Genomic DNA, 16320 nt, shown 5'->3' with positions numbered 1-16320 from the left:
CAGGCCGCGGGCTGCTCTCCAGTCATCTCGCTGAACGCCATCAGCACGGGCCCGCATTGCTATTGCCCCAGTTCGCGCCACTGGCATAGGCGTGCCACGAGCCGTAGCCCACGCCGCAGGCGAGGGAGATATTGACCGTCGCCTGCCAGGTGTCGGGGTTGGAGTTGTGTATCGGAACCCAGCCGGTGGTGACGTCCTGCGGGCCGAGGATCGTCTCGGTGTTGTTGCACGGAGGGTTGGCGAACCCTTGCGGCATGAGGCAGGGGTTCGCTGACCAGTTGCTCGGGAGCGGGTCGTTGCGGTGGTTGACCCAGTAGCTGTAGGAGTACTGGAAGTGGGCGCGGGCGCTGCCGCAGCTGTTGTACTGCTGCTCCACCTGGCCGGCGTACTCGCCGCCGACGTAGATGTTGCCAGGGGCGCCGATGTTGATGATGGTGCAGCTGGCGGGGGCGGCGTGTGCGGCTCCGCCGACATCGATGATGGTGCCGCCTGCGACGGCCAGGGTCGCGGCGGCCATGGCGATGGTGCGTCGGGCCGTTCCGAGTTTCAGCATGGGTGTGTTTCCCCCTCGTAGTTGATACCCCTTGCCGGAGCTGCTGGTTGTTCCTCTGGTTTCGTGCTGCCGCTTGGGCCGACCTTGGAAGTGGCAGGTCCAGGCTGGCCGGGGCGCTGGAGTGGAGTCACGTTTCCCGTACGAATCCGTACGGCCCGCTTAGGACTCCTAACACAATGAGCTACCGAGAATGACTGTCTGTCAGCTTGCGTTTTCCTCGTATCGGTATCGGCGGGGTGTGGGGGTGTGCCACGGCTTCTGGGGCGGTGAAGCGCAAGCCGTGGGAGGTCGAGGACGGGCTGTGGGAGCGGATCGAACCGCTGCTCCCGGTAGTGGAGCGGCGCCACCGCTATCCCGGACGTAAGCGGCTTGACCAGCGCAGGGCCATGTGCGGGATCATGTTCGTGCTGTACACGGGGATCCGGTGGGAGTTCCTGCCGCAGGAGCTGGGCTTCGGCTCCGGGATGACCTGCTGGCGTCGGCTGCGCGACTGGAGGGAGGCCGACGTGTGGCAGCGGTTGCACGAACTCCTGCTCGCCGAACTCCGAGCCGGCGACGCCTTGGACCTGTCCCGCGCCTCCGTCGACGGCTCCCACCTGCGGGCCCTGAAGGGCGGAGACGCCACCGGGCCCTCCCCAGTGGACCGGGGCAAGACGGGCAGCAAGCACCACGTCATTGTCGACGCCCACGGCATACCCCTGGCCGCCACCGTGACCGGTGGCAACCGCAACGACGTCACCCGGCTCCTGCCCCTGATCCACGCCGTACCGCGCATCCGCGGCAAGCGCGGACATCCTCGTCAGCGCCCCGACGTCCTCTACGCCGACCGCGGTTACGACCACAACGTCTACCGCCGCCAGGTCCGTGAGCTGGGCATCCGCCCGCTCATTGCCCGGCGCGGCACCGGGCACGGGAGCGGCCTGGGCAAGAACCGTTGGGTCGTCGAGGCGGCCTTCGCGCTTCTGCGCTGGTTCCGCCGGCTGCGTATCCGCTGGGAAATCCGCGCCGACATCCACCAGGCCTTCCTCACCCTCGGCTGCGCAATCATCTGCTGGCGGCGCCTCAAAAAAACAGTGCTGATCTGAGCCCTCAGCCCGAACCGGCGACCAGTGCCTCGCCGAGCGGGGTGCGCCGGTAGAGCACCGACCGTCCGGACCGGGCGCGGACGAGCAGCCCCGCGCCTCGCAGGATGGCGAGGTGGTCTCCTACCGCGCCGGGTGCCATGGCGAGGCTTCGGGCGAGGTGGCTGGTACTGGCCGGGGCGTCCAGCGCCACCAGCAGCCGGGCTCGGGCCCGGCCGACCAGAGCGGTCAGCGCGTCCGGTTGGGGGACGGTCTCCTGTTCGCCCCACAGGGCGGCGGTGCCGCGGGCACGGTAGACCAAGGTCCTGGGCCAGGGGTCTTCCAGTTGGGCGGCGATATGCCCGACGATGGCCGAAGGGATCAGCAGGAGCCCGTCGCCGGCGAGGCGGACTGTTCCGCCTCGGAAGAAGCCGATCTCGATACCGCCGGCGCGCCAGGCGACGCCCGGGTGCAGGCTCTCGATGGTCGCGGCCCATCCGTGTTCGCCGATCACACCCACCCGGTGCACGACATCGCGCTCACAGATCGCGCGCAGTTGCGGCCAGTCCGCGGCGAGCAGCTCGTGCCACGCCTGGTCCATCGCCTCGGCGATCCTGGAGACGGCGTCCGCCGAGTCCAGCACTGCGCGTACGCGGGGATCACGGGCGGACGGGCCGGTCGCGGTGGCGGCGAATTCGTGGCGGGCCGCTTCCAGCGGTGTGGCCCTGATCACGGCCAGGTCGTCAGCCCAGGTCTGGATGAGGCCGCGCGGGGGCGGGGCGACGAAGTTCGGTCCGCCGTGCGGGGCCTGCAGCGCGAGGGCGGCGTCCAGTTCGGTCTCGCGGCGAAGCCGTTCAAAGGCCGGCATGAGCCTGGCGGCCCAGGCTCGCGGCAGCGGCTGGCCTTGGCCGGCGAGCGAGCGCAGCAGCAAACAGAGGTCCAGCGCGGGCGACAGTGCGAAGCGGCTGCGCAGCAGGTCCTCGACGGAGACTTCGAAGCGCAGCACCCGGCCATGCTACCCGGGACGTCCGTTCCGATTCGTCCAGCGACGAATCATTGGTGAGTGGGGTGGGCGCACGGCGAGGCTGGGCGTCATGACCCCAACCGCCGAACCCGCGCAGGGCAACCACCGTGCCACCTACCGGGAGGTGCTGGCCGAGCCACGATTCCGGCTGCTCTTCTCAACCCGCACTGTCGCGATCACTGCGGACGCGCTGCGTATCACCACGTTCTCGGTGCTGGTCTTCTCGGCCACCGGCTCCGCGCTGCTGAGCGCACTGGCCTTCGGTATCGGCTTCATCCCGCAGCTGTTCGGCTCGCTGCTGCTGGGCTCACTGGCCGACCAACTGCCGCCCCGCGCGCTCATCACCGGCGGCTACGCCTTGACGTGCGCCGCCGCCCTGCTGCTCGCCCTGGTGCGGATGCCGATCGCGGCAAGCCTCGGTGTCGTGGCGCTGGTCGCCCTCGCCACACCGGTGTTTCACGGCGCGTCGAGTCGGCTGGTCGCGCAGTCGCTGGAGGGCGACGCCTATGTACTGGGCCGTTCACTGAACAACATCGCCTCCTCCGGCGCGCAATTGTTCGGTCTGGCGCTGGGAGGTGCGGCCGTCGCGGTACTCGGCCCGCACCGGGCACTCGCGGTAAGCGCCGCCCTCTACCTCGGCTGCGCGCTCGCTGTCCGCATCGGGCTACCCCGGCTGGAGCTGGGAGAGTTCGGCGGCACACCTGGCAGCGCTCGGGGCGATGGCGGGGCTGTCCGGGCAAGCCTGCACGGTGCCGGCCGGCTGCTGCGCGGACGCACGGTGCGACGACTGATGCTGGCCCAGTGGCTACCGACCGCGTTCGTAGCGGGCGCGGAAGGTCTGATCGTCGCCTACGCGGGAGGACGCCACTTCGCGCCCGGCTGGTACGCGGTGCTGATGGGCTGTCTGCCGGTCGGCATGCTTGTCGGTGACCTGCTGGTGGGTCGACTGCTACGGCCGCCCACCCGGGAGCGACTGGTAGTCCCGTTGATTGCGCTGATGGGACTGCCGCTGGTCGGCTTCGCTGCCGAGCCCGGAGTGGGCGTCTCGTCCTGTCTGCTGCTGCTCTGCGGCTTCGGATTCGCCTATGGTCTCGGCCTGCAACGGCCGTTCCTGGACGCCCTGCCGCAGGATGGCCAGGGCCAGGCCTTCGGCCTGCTCGGCTCCGGCAGCATGACGCTGCAGGGCGTCGGGCCGGCCTGCTTCGGCTCGGTGGCCGCAGGCATCGGAACAGGCGGCGCAATCGCCCTGGCAGGCGGCGCGGCGGCGCTTACCGCCGGCTGGATTCTCACCTGGCACCCGCCCACCTCCCCGGTCCCCGTCCCGAACTACTCAACGGGATCAGAGAACAGCACCGAACAGCATGCGTGTAGTTCTCCTGCGCAGTAACCGTCGCAGGTCGGGTCGGCCACGAGCCGTCACGCAGCCCACCCCCACGTCTCTCTGACAGACAGCCATTCCCGATAGCTCATTGTGTTAGGAGTCCTTATAGACTCTCCTTGTCAGGAGCGCGGCTTCACGGGGGAGTGGGCGTCGTGGGTGGGCAGCGGGGCGCGATGCCGGATCCGAGCAAGGCGGCGGATCTGGCGGAGTTCGTCTGTTTGCTGGGTGAGTTGCGGGCCTGGGCGGGGATGCCGTCGTACCGGGTGCTTGCCAAAAGGGTCGGGCCGCTGATGCGACCGGCACGGGTTGTCTCGACGTCCACGGTCGTGGACGTGTTCAAGACCGGACGCAGTCGCCTGGACCTGGACCTGGTCGTGGGAATCGTCCGGGCGCTGGAGGCAGACGGGCCTGCGGTCGATCGCTGGCGCAAGGCATGCATCAAGGTCCACGGGCTGGCCAAGACCGGCGGCCCAGTCGGGGTCTTCGGTCAACTGCCCACGGATCTGGCGACGTTCACCGGGCGTCGTGAGGAACTCGCGCGCCTGATCGCGGCCGCGACGCAGCATCACGACCGCAGCGGTCCAAACACGGTCGTGATCTCCGCGGTCGAGGGCATGGCCGGGGTCGGCAAGACCCAGCTCGCGATCCATGCCGCCCACAAACTGGTACGCGCCGGGTATTTCACCGACGTGCAGCTGCATGTGAACCTGCGCGGGTTCGACCCCGAACTCCCGCCCGCGGACCCGTCCGCGGTGTTGGAGGCGTTCCTGCGGCAGCTGGGAGTATCCGCGCCGCATATCCCCGAGAGTCGGGACGAGCGGGCGGCGATGTACCGCGACCGAATGCGGGATTGTCGTGCCTTGGTGCTGCTGGACAACGCCGCCACCGAGGACCAGGTCCGCGACCTCATCCCAGCCGGGCCCACATGCCTGGTCCTCATCACCAGCCGCCGCAGTCTCGCCGGACTCGACAGTGCCACCCCGCACCTGATCGGCACTTTCACCGAAACCGAAGCACTCGACCTGCTCACCCGGATCGCCGGACATGACCGTGTGGCCGCCGAACCCGAAGCTGCCGCACGCGTCATCGGGTACTGCGACCGCCTCCCACTCGCCCTGGCGCTGACCGCCGCCCGGCTCCGCTCCCGGCCCGCCTGGAGCCTGGCCGAACTCGCCGACCGGATGCAGGCCGGGCGTCTGGAGGCGATCAGCGCCGGCGGCCGCGCAATACGCCCTGTGTTCGACGCGTCCTACCAGGCACTCCCAGACAGGGCACAGCAGGTGTTCCGCCTCATTGGCCTTCACCCCGGCCCGGACTTCAGCGCAGCGGCGGCCGCCGCATTGGCGGGCATCACCGCCAGCGGGGCTGCCGAGGTACTGGAACTGCTCCTGGACGAACACCTGCTCCAGCAAAAGCGCAGCGGGCGCTTCGAACTCCACGACCTGCTCCGCGCCTACGCCAATGAGCAGGCCAACACCATTGACCCTGACCAGGAGCGCCGCGCTGCAGTGCACCGGATGCTGGATCACTATGTGCATACCGCGCACGACGCCGCCCTGCTGTTGGAACGGGGCCGGGACCCGCTGAACCTGCCCCCGACGCAACCGGGGGTCTGCTTGGAGCACTTCGCCGATCACGAGCGGGCGCTGGCCTGGTTCACCACCGAACATGCCGTGCTTCTAAGCGCCGTAGGCCACGCCGCCGCCACCGGTTTCCACGCCCACACCTGGCAGCTGGCCCACGCCCTCGCCACCTACCTCGATCGGCGCGGGAACTGGCACGACCTTGCCGCCCTCGGCAACACCGCCATAGACGCCGCCGACCGGCTGGCCGACCCCCTCGGGAAGGCCATCGCCCACAATATCGTCGCCCGCGCCCACCGCCGCCATGGCAACTATGAGGACGCCCAGCATCACCTACGCCACGCACTCGACCTGTTCGGCCGGATCGGTAACCTGGATGGGCAGGCCGATACGTACATCGAACTCGCCAGAGTGAAGGCTCGGCAGAGCCCTCCTGCCATTGCCGAAGCACTTACGCTTTCCCGTCAAGCCCACGCCTTGTACCAGTCCTGTGGCCACCGGCTGGGGCAGGCCCAGACCCTGACCGCCATCGGCTGGTCGCACGCGCGTCTTGGCGACTATGCACAGGCCTTGACCTGCTGCCGACAGGCTCTGCCTGTCCTTGAAGAATTCGACGACCGTGAACGGCAGGCCCATGCCTGGGACAGCATCGCCTACGCCCACAGCGACCTGGGTCAGCACTCCCAAGCCGTCGCGTGCTACAGACTCGCCCTTGATCTGTGCCGCGACCTCGGCGACCGCCCGCTAGAAGCAGACATCCTCAATCGCTTCGGCGACGCCCACCATGCCGCGCACTACCCCGATGCAGCCCACGACGCTTGGCAACAGGCCCTTGACATCCTCACCGAACTCGATCAGCCCTACGCCGACCAGATCCGCAGCAAGCTCGGTCTGTACGGTGACCGGTGGGAAGTCCCGGACACGGGGCGTGTCAGAGGGCAGTACCAGAGGACGTTCTGAACCGGTATGACCTTCTTGCAGTCGCCTGATCGTGTGGGGTACGGCGGTTCAGGCCGGTCGCACGGCTTGGTCATGCTGGGCTGTTCGGGTGAGTGACCGCAAGCCCTACAAGAGCGACTTGTCCGATGAGCGGGTGGTCGCGGCGATCAGGCAGGTGCTGGGGGCAGTGGGAGCGCTCGCCGATGCCGAGGACGAGATCACCCGCACCGGTCGGCTTCCACCTTGGTCGTGGACACCGGTTGTCGTGCAGCGATGGCCAGCGTAGTTGATCTCGGCTCGAAGACGACCGGCGTGAGGTAGCCGATCGTGGAGTGCTTGCGCTGGTGGTTGTAGAGGCCGAGCCAGCGGAAGACTGCGAGCCGGGCGGCTGGTTCGGTCGGCCAGCTGCGCTGGTCGGGCAGGATCTCCCGCTTGAGCGAGGCGAAGAACGACTCCGCGGCGGCGTTGTCCGCCGAGGTGCCGACCGCTCCCATGGACCGGCGGATCCCGGCCCGGTGGCAGGCGTCGGCGAACGCCTTAGACCCGTATGAGCCCCGTGATCGCTGTGGAAGATGACGTCGTCCACCCGGCCGCCGCGAGTGCGGACGGCCGCTTTGAGCGCGTCGGTGACGAGTTCGGCCCGCATGTGATCAGCCATCGACCAGCCCCGTAGGCGACGGGAGTACACGTCGATGACGGTGGCCAGATACGGGAACTTCCCGCCGGCGATGGGAAGTTAGGTGATGTCGCCGACCCAGGCCCGGTTGGGGGCGGATGCGGTGAAGTTGCGCCGCGGCAGATCGGGCACCGCCTGGGCGGCGGGGTCCGGAATGGTGGCGTGGACCTTGCGTATGCGCCGGGTGAGTGCAGCGTCCGCGGCCTGTTTCGCGGCGCGGGCCGGGGCGGTCTTCAGCCACCGGTAGAACCCGGACCTCGACAAATTCAACACGGTGCGCAGTCGCTTCACGCCGAAGGCGCCGCGGTGGCCGGCAACGAACTCGAAGCGGCTCACCAGTTCGTCTCGCCCGCAAAATACTTGGCCGCCCGGCGCGGAATGTCACGTTCCATCTCCAGCTCGCGCACCTGCTTGCGCAAGGCTTCGATCTCCGCGTCCTTCGCCGACGCCGCAACTGCCTCGGGCCGCTCGGCCTTCTCCGCCATCTTGATCCACTGCCGCAGCGTCTCGTGGTTCACACCCAGCTCGGCGGCGATACGCGAGACGGGCCGGCCCGACGAACGGGCCAACGCCACCGCGTCGGCCCGGAACTCCGTCGAGTACTTGTGGGTCCCCACCCGGGACTCCTCTCCCTGGACTCAAGATCCAGTGTCGAGGTGCCCACGATCAAGGTGGAGGGCCAGTCATCACCGACACCCGGGACAGCCTCAACATCGAGGCGAATGAAGCCGAGCTGCGGGAACAACTCGGCCGTCTCGAAGCACAGGGGGCGAAGCACGGTGCGTGGAAGCCGTCCCGGGCCAACGACTCACTGAGCCGTGGCGTGAGGGATGTCGGCGGGGGTGGCGCCATCGGCCGGCGGTGCCGCGGGCGATTTCGGCGCCGACTTCCACGACCAGGACCGGTTCGACCAGGGTGTCCCGGCTTCCCCATGCGGCGGAGAACGACCATCCCGTCCACGGATGCCCGGCCCGCGCCACGGTGAGGAGTCCGGCGACCGCGGCGCTGGCACTGCGGGGGAGGGTATTGGTACGGCCGATGTACTGCAGGCGCTCCTGGTCGTCGTATCGCGTGCGCGCCGTGCTTATGTTCTTCAGGGCCGCGCGCCGGCCCGCCGCTATGTCATCGGTCAGCTGCTGCGGATCAGCCTGTTCGACGGCTGAGCAGAGTTTACCAATGCCGGACATTCCTGGCTGCTGCGGGTCGCGGGAGAGGGAAGAACGGCAGATCGTTCCATAGGCCCGACTGCCGTTCGGTGTCCTTCCCTCGCACGGCTATCGCGTGCAGGAGCGATCCGGCCGTGGCCCGGCACTCTCCTGGGGCAGCCTCCGCCGGATCGTCCTGGGCTCAGATCAGGATGTGGCCGTTTCTGCGGCCCATGCGCGTTGTTCTGCGGCAAGGCGTGCTTCGTCCTCGGCGGTGTCGGTGCCAGCGGCGCGGTTGCCGTAGCCGCGGTGGACGACGAGGAGCTGGTTTTTGTCCCCGTACTTGTCGCGGTAGGCGATCACCGCGGGGCCGGCTCCGCTGGAGTGCGCGGGGAAGTCCTTGTCGGTGCTCCAGCCGCCGTTGGTGGTGTAGGTGGCCCACCACAGTTTCTGGTCGTTGCCGCCGTGGCCGCGGTGGATGCAGTACAGCTTGCTGTCGAACACGGCCAGGCCCGGCCCTTCCAAACTGTGATGGGCGTCCAATTGGCGCTCGGTACCCCATCCGGCGCTGGTGCTGTAGCTGATGTGCTGCAGGGCTGTGGTGTTGTTGCCGCGGTACACGCAGTGGAGCCTGCCGTCGTAGACCGCCAGGGCCGGGTTCGCCGAGGTACCGACGTTCAGCTTGACGTCGCGGGTCCATCCCGTGGATGGGGTCCAGGTGGTGTGCCACAGGTGTGCCGAGTCACTGCCCCGGTGGACGCAGTGAAGCTCGTTGCCGAACACCGCCAGGGCTGGTCCCACGGAGCTGGAGTGGGCGCCGAGAGGGGTGTCTGTGCTCCACCTTCCCGTGGCCGGGTCAAAGGTGGTGTGCCACAGATCCTTGTCGTTGCCGCTGCCCCGGTGCACGCAGTGGAGCCGCCCCTCGAAGGAGGCCAGTGCCGGTCCGCCTTCGCTCGAATGCGCCCCGAACAAAGCGTCCTCGCTCCATCCCTTGTCGGGGTCGTAGACCGTCCACCAGAGCCTGGAGTCGGACGGGGAGCCGCGGTGGGCGCAGTACAGCTTGCCCTGGTGCTCGGCCAGCGCCGGATTCGAGGCACTGTGGTGGGCGGTGAACTTCTCGTCCTTGCTCCATTCCTCCCGGGTCTCGTAGACCGTCCACCACAGGTTGGTGTCCTCGTTGGGCTTCAGACTGATCGGGATGAGCATGCCCGGAGCGATCCAGGGGGAGACCAGCTTGCAGCCGTAAGTGCTGCCAACCTCCTTGATCCACAACCCCTTGATCTTGCAGTACGCCTCAACAATCTTGTTCATCGGCGACGGCAGCGCTTCCCCTGCCACGTCACCGATAAGTTCCGCGATGTCGCCCGCCAACGCGGCCGCCTCAGCGTTGAGGTGGATCTCAAAGCCCCACCAGAACGTCTTGACCGAGACGTCATAGCCCCGCGCGCCGAGCTCCTTTCGGGCCACCTCCGCCTTGACGACTTCCTCCTGTGACGGAGGTGTCGCCCGGCTGCCGTCCTCGAGGACACCGCTTTCCTGCACTGCTTGTTCTTCTGTCGCCATCCTGCGCTCCTGCCTGTTGTCACAGCAGAGTCACAGCTCGAACCTGCCCCGCCCCATCGCAGACGGTCCAGGCCCTGTCCGCTGCTCACCTGTATCGTTCGCATGGATCGACACGCAACGTGTTTCTCCGTAAGCACATCGTAGCGATGTCCAGCTCAAGGCCAGGGTGAATCCCGCGTGACTGTCTCAAAGTGAGGACGGCGTGCGGGATGTGGGGGATGAGCTTTGCCGGGTCGTCGCCGGGGGTGGAGGCATTGGCGAAGTGTGGGTAATCGAGAGTTGCGTATTCGCCCGCAGGGTGAGCAGCCCTGTAGCTCGGCCCGCTCACGTCAGCGACGACACGTATTCGGACCAGTTCTCACCGGCGAGCGTGGCCCAGCGTTCGGCTGTCTTGGGGTGGATGCCGAGCAGGTCAGCGATGACCACGGGCGGCAGATCGGCCAAGGAGTCCATCATGGCGGTGTTCCGAGCTGCGCGGGCGGGCAGACCGTGGTGTCTCAGCGTGTCGGCGAGGCCGAGGGGGTTACGCGGGCGGCCAGGGCTTTGTCGGGGCAAGAGGTACCTTCGTTCAGCCGTGGTGCTGTGCCGGGGCGTGCTGTGACGGAGCTGAGTCACGTGGAGCGGCTCGGCCGCGGAGCGTGACGAGGGCCAGCAGTGCTGAGAACAGTGCGGCCGAGCCGCAGACGACGAAGCCGATCGAGTAGCCGTGTCCGAGGGCGTCGAGGGCGAGGGGGTGCAGGTCGGCCAGCTTCGGTGACGCCGCCGAGGCGCCGTTCACCGCGAGTGGGCCGCCCTCTTCCAGTACGGCCGTGCCCGCGCCCTTCAGCGCCACAGGCAGGGCGGAGTCGTGCAGGGAGTCGGAGAAGCTGCTCGCCGCGCGGCTCAGGGCCACGGCGCCGATGACGGCCGGGCCGAGGGTGAAGCCGAAGTCCCGCAGCAGGTTGGTGGTGGCGCTCGCCATGCCCGCCAGGTGTACCGGCACGGTGTTGACGGCCGTTGCCGTGATCGACGAGACGGTGATCGCGAAGCCCAGGCCGACCAGACCGAGCGGCAGGATCAGCGAGGTGAAGGCGGTGTCGGTGACCGGCAGCGTGGCCGCCCAGTAGTCGCCGGCCGCGATCAGCAGCAGCCCCGCGCCCAGCAGCAGCCCCGGTGCCGCAGTTTTCAGTAGCCGCTCGGTCAGCGGCAGCATCACCAGTGTGATGCCGTTGAGCAGGACAAATGCCAGGGCCGTTCGCATCGGGGCCTGGTCCTGTACCGGGCCGAGCCGGATACTGACGGAGTAAGCGGTGCCAAGGAAGGCGAACATCCCCACCACGGCCACGACCGAGGCCACCGCGAAGGCGCGGTTGCGGAACAGGTCCAGGCGAAGGAGCGGGGACTTGGCGCGCTTCTCGGCCAGGACGAAGGCGGCGAGAAACACGGCCGCCAGGACGAAGGCGATGACGATCGAGGGCGAGGCCCAGCCGTCCGTCGGGCCCTGGATGATGGCGTAGAGAAGAGAGAACAGGCCGAGACCGATGGTCAGCTGCCCCGCTATGTCGAGTGAACGCCCTTCGGGGGCACTGGAGTTGACGGCGAACAGGGCGCTGACGGCTGCACTCGCCGCGGCGATGGCGGTGACCACGACGAAGGACCATCGCCATGAGCCGTAGGTGGCGGTGACGCCGCCGAGCAGCGGTGCGATGAACCCGCCGGTGGAGAGCAGGGCCGCCCACATCGCGATGACCCGGGCCCGCTGTGCGGGTGAGGTGGTGCCGGCGGCCAGGATGGCCAGCGAGGTCGGGAACAGGGCGGCGGCGCCCAGGCCTGCCAGGGCCTGTCCGGCCCACAGCTGGTGGACGCCGGAGGCGGTGGCGCTGACCAGCTCACCCACGGCCAGCAGTGAAGCGCCGCCGACCAGCAGCCGCTTGCGGCCGAAGAGGTCGCCGAGCAGGCCGAAGGTCAGCTCCAGCACGGCGACCGGGAGCAGGAACGCGTCGGAGATCCAGGTGAGTTGGGAGCCGACCGGGTGCAGGTCGGACTGGAACAGCCCGTTGAGGGTGGCCGGTATGGCCAGGCCGATCTGGGCGAGGCAGACGGCGAGGAGACCGGCGACCAGGGTGCCCGTGGTCAGGCGGGGGCCGGTGGCGGTTCTGGCGGAGGATTCGGTCGTCATTGACACGGAGGGCTCCTGAGGCGCGAGCTGGGGACAGGGGGAGGAGGCTTCGGGATCAGCGGGTACCGGTCAGACGGCTTGGCCGGTAGTCGGTGAAGGCGGCGCCGTCGAGCCCCAACTCGTCGGCACTGTGCTGGAGTTCGGCGGCCGTGGCGGAGTCGTTCCAGTGGCCGGTTTCCAGCCGGTGCTCCACGGCGTGCAGACCGGCGACCACTTCGGCGGTTGTGAAGTTGCAGTGGCTCTGGCGTGCCACATAGGCCTGGCGAAGGAGTGCGGAGTTGCCGGCCCTGCGCACCCGCCCGGCGAGGGCCGATTCCTGTTCTGCGGGCACCAGTTGGTCGGCGGTGGTGTGGATGTCCAGAAGTGGCACGGCCAGTCCCTGTCCGGCGGTTGAGGTCCGCTTCAGGTGAGCCACTGCGGCTGGGTCGGCTGTGGTGTCCGCACCGTGGGTGAGCCGGTTGAGGTCGGTGCGCAAGTCGAGTCCGGCATCGCGGTAGAGCGCCTCCACCTGCTTGGCGTGGGCGGACTTGCGCAGCAGCCCGGCGTAGTCGACGCCCTTGTTCCAGGACGTGTTGCCGCCGGCGGACTGCTCAACCGACCAGCGCGCCGGGACGAGGAACCCGAGCAGGCCCTGAGCCAGCCATGCGTACTGTTGCTGCTCCTGGCCCGCGAAGTCGTAGCGCGTGGGCGGCTGTCGGCCGGGAGCCCAGTCGGCCAGGTTGAGGTAGGCGGCGGCCAGGGCGATCCGGGCCCGCCCGGCCGGGGTCTGCTGCGCCGTTTCCACGGCCTTCGTGAGCCGGTCGGCGAGGGCGCCGGCGTCGGTCTGGCTGTCCAGGTTCACCAGGGCGTCGGCGTCGGCGGGGTCGAAGAACGTGGCCAGGGTGTACTCGGCGTCCAGCTGGTAGTTGTCCAGATCGACGCCACCCGCGACCAGGCCGCACAGGCCGAGCGCACCGTCGACGCGTCCCGCGCCGTCCCGGGCGATCTTAGCGTTGATGAGGCCGCCCATGGACTGGCCCACCGAGATGACCCGGGTTGGTGTGCCCACCTGTCGGCGGAAGGCGGTGAGTGCGGCGAACTGATCCCGCTCGGCCGAGTCGAGCGCCCACATCGAGCCGTTCGGGTCGTAGGAGGAGCCGACGAGGGCGTAGCCGGTGTCCAGCAGGGCCTGGCGTACGGCGGTCGACGGGGCGTCGGCAGCGGTGGTCGGTCCGAAGCCGTGGCTGAACAGCAGCAGGCTGCCGTTCCACTGCTCGGGTTTGTCCGCGATCCAGGTGGCGCCGTCGGCCAGAGTGCCGGAGTAGTGGTCGGCGGTTGTTGTGGCGTGGGCGCTGGTCGCCGACCCGAGCAGGGCGGTCGCGAGGGCGGTTGCGCAGGCGGCGGCGAGGGTCGCAAGACGGGTTCGGGGCATGGCGGCGGCTCCGCGAGTCGAGGGGGAGCTAGCTGGATGAGCGCTGCGAATCTAGGGCTCATTTTTCATCGCCGTCAATAGACTGCCCAATAATGAGGCAGGCGGGTCCACGTCTGGATGCGCGGGGCCCGGGTACGGATCAGTTCAGCGTCAGGGTGTCGAGCAGCCGCGCGGCCGCGCGCGCCGCCGGGCGTTCCCAGCGGCTGGCCAGGCCGCGGAAGACGGTCTCCGCCTGGGCGGCGGGCCAGTCCCCCGGAAGGTGCTCGGCGGGCAGATGCGGGTCCCGTCGCACTAGGTCCAGCCAGTCGGTGTGCAGCAGGAGCTGGCCTGCGAGTTCGTCGCCGGATGCCGCTACGGGCAGCGGGTCGGTGCGGTCCCAGCGCTCCAGGAACGCCCGGTACCGTGCACCGATGGCCGGCACGTCGAACGCCTGCTCCAGCACCTCACGGACGTCGGTCGGCGACTCCACCTCTGCCCGGAACACCCGCAGATACGGTTCCAGGCCGAGACCCGCTACCATCTCACGGACGTCGACGCGCCCCGGAGCCACCCACAGGCCGTTCTGCAGCGGGCCGAAGCCCGCCCAGATCAGGCGGGAGCGCAGATCGTGCCGTTCGCGGCTCCATGCTTCGGGCAGGGAGAAGCCCACCATCGTCCACCGGCCGTCCCAGTCCCGGTTTACCGCGCCGGTGCGCCAGATGCGGTCCCTTCCGTCCGTTAGCACTTGGACGGCGTGCGGCGTCAGCCCGAAGTAGGTCTTCCGGCCCTGGCGGTGACGCTCCAGCAGTTCGCGTTTGACCATCCGGTTCAGGGTGGTCCGCACCGCCTCCTCGGTACTGCCCAACCTCCCGAGAGCAGCGATCACGCTGCCCGACGACACGGCGATGGGACGCCCCAGCACATGAGCGCCGAAGAAGGTCAGCATCAGGGACTGGGTACGCGGCTCGGGACCGCTCTCGGCGGAGGGTCCGGCGGCGACATCGGCACTGGTCACCGGCACAGCCTAGGCCTGGGGTGAGCGTGCGTTGACCCCGCTAGAGGAAATGTGTCATTTCCGTGACGGCAATCGGCATATGGCCCGATGTTGGTGGTCGGGACGCGAAGGTGGAAGGCGAGGTGCGAGCCATTCCGGCAGACAGCCGTAAGGCCGGTGGTGCTCTCGGCACGAGCGGAAGTGAACCGGCGGATGCTGGCCGGGCAGTCGATGGACGAGTGTTCTGCACGTGAGCGGAGGTGGCCGCGCTGAGAACTGTGGTCCGGGCATCCTCCGTTCTATGCGGGAGTTAGCTTGTCGGTGCGGGGAGGGTGGCAGAAGGGATCGCTGACACGTCGTGCGATGGATGAAGCGATCACGCGCTTAGGTGGCGCCTATTCGATCATCAGGTCATTGTTCTGGGCATGCTCACCAGGGAGGATCTCCCGGGCAGGGAATGGGCAGTGTCGGAGCCGCTGCTGCCGATGAGAACTGGCAACGCTGCTGGAGCCCGCGGGCCGTGCTGAGGAGTTCGCGGAGATTGCCGGCGGTGCCGGGACACCGTCTCAGCATGTGGTGAAGCGTGCGATCGTCCCGGTCTCGAGAGCGGTCCACATTGCGCCGTCCGGCCCTTGGGCGATGCCGTGGGGTTCCGAGGACGAGCTGGGGAGATCGTGTTCGTCGATGCGGCCGTCGGGAGTGATCCTTCCGAGGCGGTTGGCTCCCCACTCGGTGAGCCGGCAGTTTCCGTCGGTGGCGGTGGCGGTGGCGGTGGCGGTGGCGGTGGCGGTGGCGGTGGCGGTGGCGTGTGGATGTGACGTTCGGTCGGGCAGGGCGAATTCATCGATTTTTCCGTCCGGCGTGATCCGTCCGATCTGACCGGCGCCAATCTCGAAGAACCACATGGCGCCATCGGCTCCGGCTGTGATCATCGACGGTCCGCTGGAAGGTGGTTCGAGCTGGTAGGAGGTGGTGTCGCCGGCGGGGTCCGCCCGATCCAGCCGTGGTGGACCATGGCGAACAGGGCTTCCAGGTAGTGGTCCAGATCCAGCCCGGCCCTACTTTTGGCGATCAGTCGTTCATGCGGGCGATTTCCTGTTGTCCGTCGTAGACCGCCAGCTCGGAGGCGTGCGGCATCGCCCGGACCGTCCGGCCGATCAGCCGCACCGGTAGCGAGCAGCGTTTGGTGCGGACATTGATCTGGCTGAAGCGGTTGACCCGCAGACTGAACAGCCGCCGGGTCTCGAAAGGTTCGTCCGGTAACGGCTGCAGTGTTGGCCGTTCGACGGTGAGGTACTCGCTCACCGGCCGCGGCCGCGGCCGGGAGCCGATCCGGCGCTGGTGGAGTGTGATGTGCGCGCAGTCGGACGGTGCTGTGCTTGGCCTCGAGCTTGGTGAAGACCTCGCGGAGGTTCGGCTCGGTGTTGGGCAGCCGCTTGTTGAAGACGTTCTTCCCGGCTGTCGGTGCGGCGGCGTGGTGTTCGCCTTTGCCGATGTCCAGGGCGAGATAGACGTCGATGTCACTGGTGTCGATCAGGTGCACTCGCCGGTTGCGCCTGGCCGGCCTTACCGGTGGCACCAGCTGCTGGCTTCCGCGTAGGGGGTGTGGGGTGGTGGGGGTTGAATCCGGTCGTCCGGTTGGGTGGGGTGGCGGGGGGTGGTGGCGGGTGGGTGGGGGTGTTTGTGGTGGTGGGGGTGGGTTGCGGGGAGGGTGGGCGGGGGTTGGGTGGGGGGTTGGTTCTGGTCGTTGGGTGGGTGGGGTTGGGGGGTGGTGGGGTTTTGGGGTTGTGAATATACGGACTAGCTGGTTTGGTTTGGGGTGGTTGCTGGTTGTGTGTGGTGGTGGGTTGTGG

The 16320-nt window shown here is 68.5% G+C and carries 13 protein-coding genes and 2 pseudogenes; 4 read left to right on the top strand and 11 right to left on the bottom strand.

Annotated elements, in window-relative coordinates; translation table 11 throughout:
- Nucleotides 1-40: 40 nt before the first annotated feature.
- Complete coding sequence (locus ACIQTP_RS44280) at nt 41-553, bottom strand: hypothetical protein (protein ID WP_060899787.1); 513 nt, start codon at nt 551-553, stop codon at nt 41-43.
- Between the two features lie 266 nt (nt 554-819).
- Between ACIQTP_RS44280 and ACIQTP_RS44275 the strand changes: the two genes are divergently transcribed.
- Nucleotides 820-1638, top strand: coding sequence for an IS5 family transposase (locus ACIQTP_RS44275; protein WP_403411236.1), 819 nt, complete (start codon nt 820-822; stop codon nt 1636-1638).
- Between the two features lie 4 nt (nt 1639-1642).
- Here ACIQTP_RS44275 and ACIQTP_RS44270 read toward each other — a convergent pair whose 3' ends face one another.
- Nucleotides 1643-2620 (bottom strand): ArsR/SmtB family transcription factor, encoded by a 978-nt coding sequence (locus ACIQTP_RS44270; RefSeq protein WP_403411233.1) that lies wholly within the window; start codon nt 2618-2620, stop codon nt 1643-1645.
- Nucleotides 2621-2708: 88 nt separating this feature from the next.
- Between ACIQTP_RS44270 and ACIQTP_RS44265 the strand changes: the two genes are divergently transcribed.
- A complete protein-coding gene (locus ACIQTP_RS44265) occupies nt 2709-4025 on the top strand; it encodes an MFS transporter (protein ID WP_403411230.1) in 1317 nt (438 codons plus the stop codon).
- A gap of 146 nt (nt 4026-4171) precedes the next feature.
- Nucleotides 4172-6562: a tetratricopeptide repeat protein gene (locus ACIQTP_RS44260; RefSeq protein ID WP_403411227.1), complete on the top strand. Its 2391-nt coding sequence runs from the start codon at nt 4172-4174 to the stop codon at nt 6560-6562.
- Between the two features lie 197 nt (nt 6563-6759).
- Here ACIQTP_RS44260 and ACIQTP_RS44255 read toward each other — a convergent pair.
- Nucleotides 6760-7834, bottom strand: a pseudogene (locus tag ACIQTP_RS44255) (IS3 family transposase).
- Between the two features lie 225 nt (nt 7835-8059).
- Here ACIQTP_RS44255 and ACIQTP_RS44250 point away from each other — a divergent pair.
- Nucleotides 8060-8380, top strand: a complete 321-nt coding sequence (locus ACIQTP_RS44250; RefSeq protein WP_403411224.1) for a hypothetical protein — start codon at nt 8060-8062, stop codon at nt 8378-8380.
- A gap of 189 nt (nt 8381-8569) precedes the next feature.
- Here the strand turns inward: ACIQTP_RS44250 and ACIQTP_RS44245 are convergent, their stop codons facing one another.
- The 8 genes and pseudogenes from ACIQTP_RS44245 to ACIQTP_RS44210 all read right to left on the bottom strand — a co-directional run.
- Entirely contained in the window at nt 8570-9925 is a 1356-nt protein-coding gene (locus tag ACIQTP_RS44245) for a hypothetical protein (protein WP_403411221.1), read from the bottom strand.
- 324 nt (nt 9926-10249) lie between these two features.
- Nucleotides 10250-10381 (bottom strand): hypothetical protein, encoded by a 132-nt coding sequence (locus tag ACIQTP_RS44240; protein ID WP_403411218.1) that lies wholly within the window; start codon nt 10379-10381, stop codon nt 10250-10252.
- A gap of 112 nt (nt 10382-10493) precedes the next feature.
- Entirely contained in the window at nt 10494-12083 is a 1590-nt protein-coding gene (locus ACIQTP_RS44235) for an MFS transporter (protein WP_403411215.1), read from the bottom strand.
- A 55-nt stretch (nt 12084-12138) separates the two neighbouring features.
- Entirely contained in the window at nt 12139-13494 is a 1356-nt protein-coding gene (locus ACIQTP_RS44230; RefSeq protein WP_403411212.1) for an alpha/beta hydrolase, read from the bottom strand.
- 139 nt (nt 13495-13633) lie between these two features.
- Entirely contained in the window at nt 13634-14494 is an 861-nt protein-coding gene (locus tag ACIQTP_RS44225) for a PaaX family transcriptional regulator C-terminal domain-containing protein (protein ID WP_403411209.1), read from the bottom strand.
- 539 nt (nt 14495-15033) lie between these two features.
- Nucleotides 15034-15399 (bottom strand): hypothetical protein, encoded by a 366-nt coding sequence (locus ACIQTP_RS44220; RefSeq protein WP_403411206.1) that lies wholly within the window; start codon nt 15397-15399, stop codon nt 15034-15036.
- A 139-nt stretch (nt 15400-15538) separates the two neighbouring features.
- A complete protein-coding gene (locus tag ACIQTP_RS44215; protein WP_403411203.1) occupies nt 15539-15772 on the bottom strand; it encodes a Mu transposase domain-containing protein in 234 nt (77 codons plus the stop codon).
- Between the two features lie 61 nt (nt 15773-15833).
- Nucleotides 15834-16004 (bottom strand): annotated as a pseudogene (locus ACIQTP_RS44210) (transposase); the annotation flags it as partial.
- Nucleotides 16005-16320 lie beyond the last annotated feature (316 nt).

The organism is Streptomyces sp. NPDC090798 (genome assembly GCF_044768965.1).
GTDB lineage: Bacteria > Actinomycetota > Actinomycetes > Streptomycetales > Streptomycetaceae > Streptomyces.
Note: the sequence above shows the minus strand (reverse complement) of the source record. Positions and strands in the feature narration are given on the sequence as shown.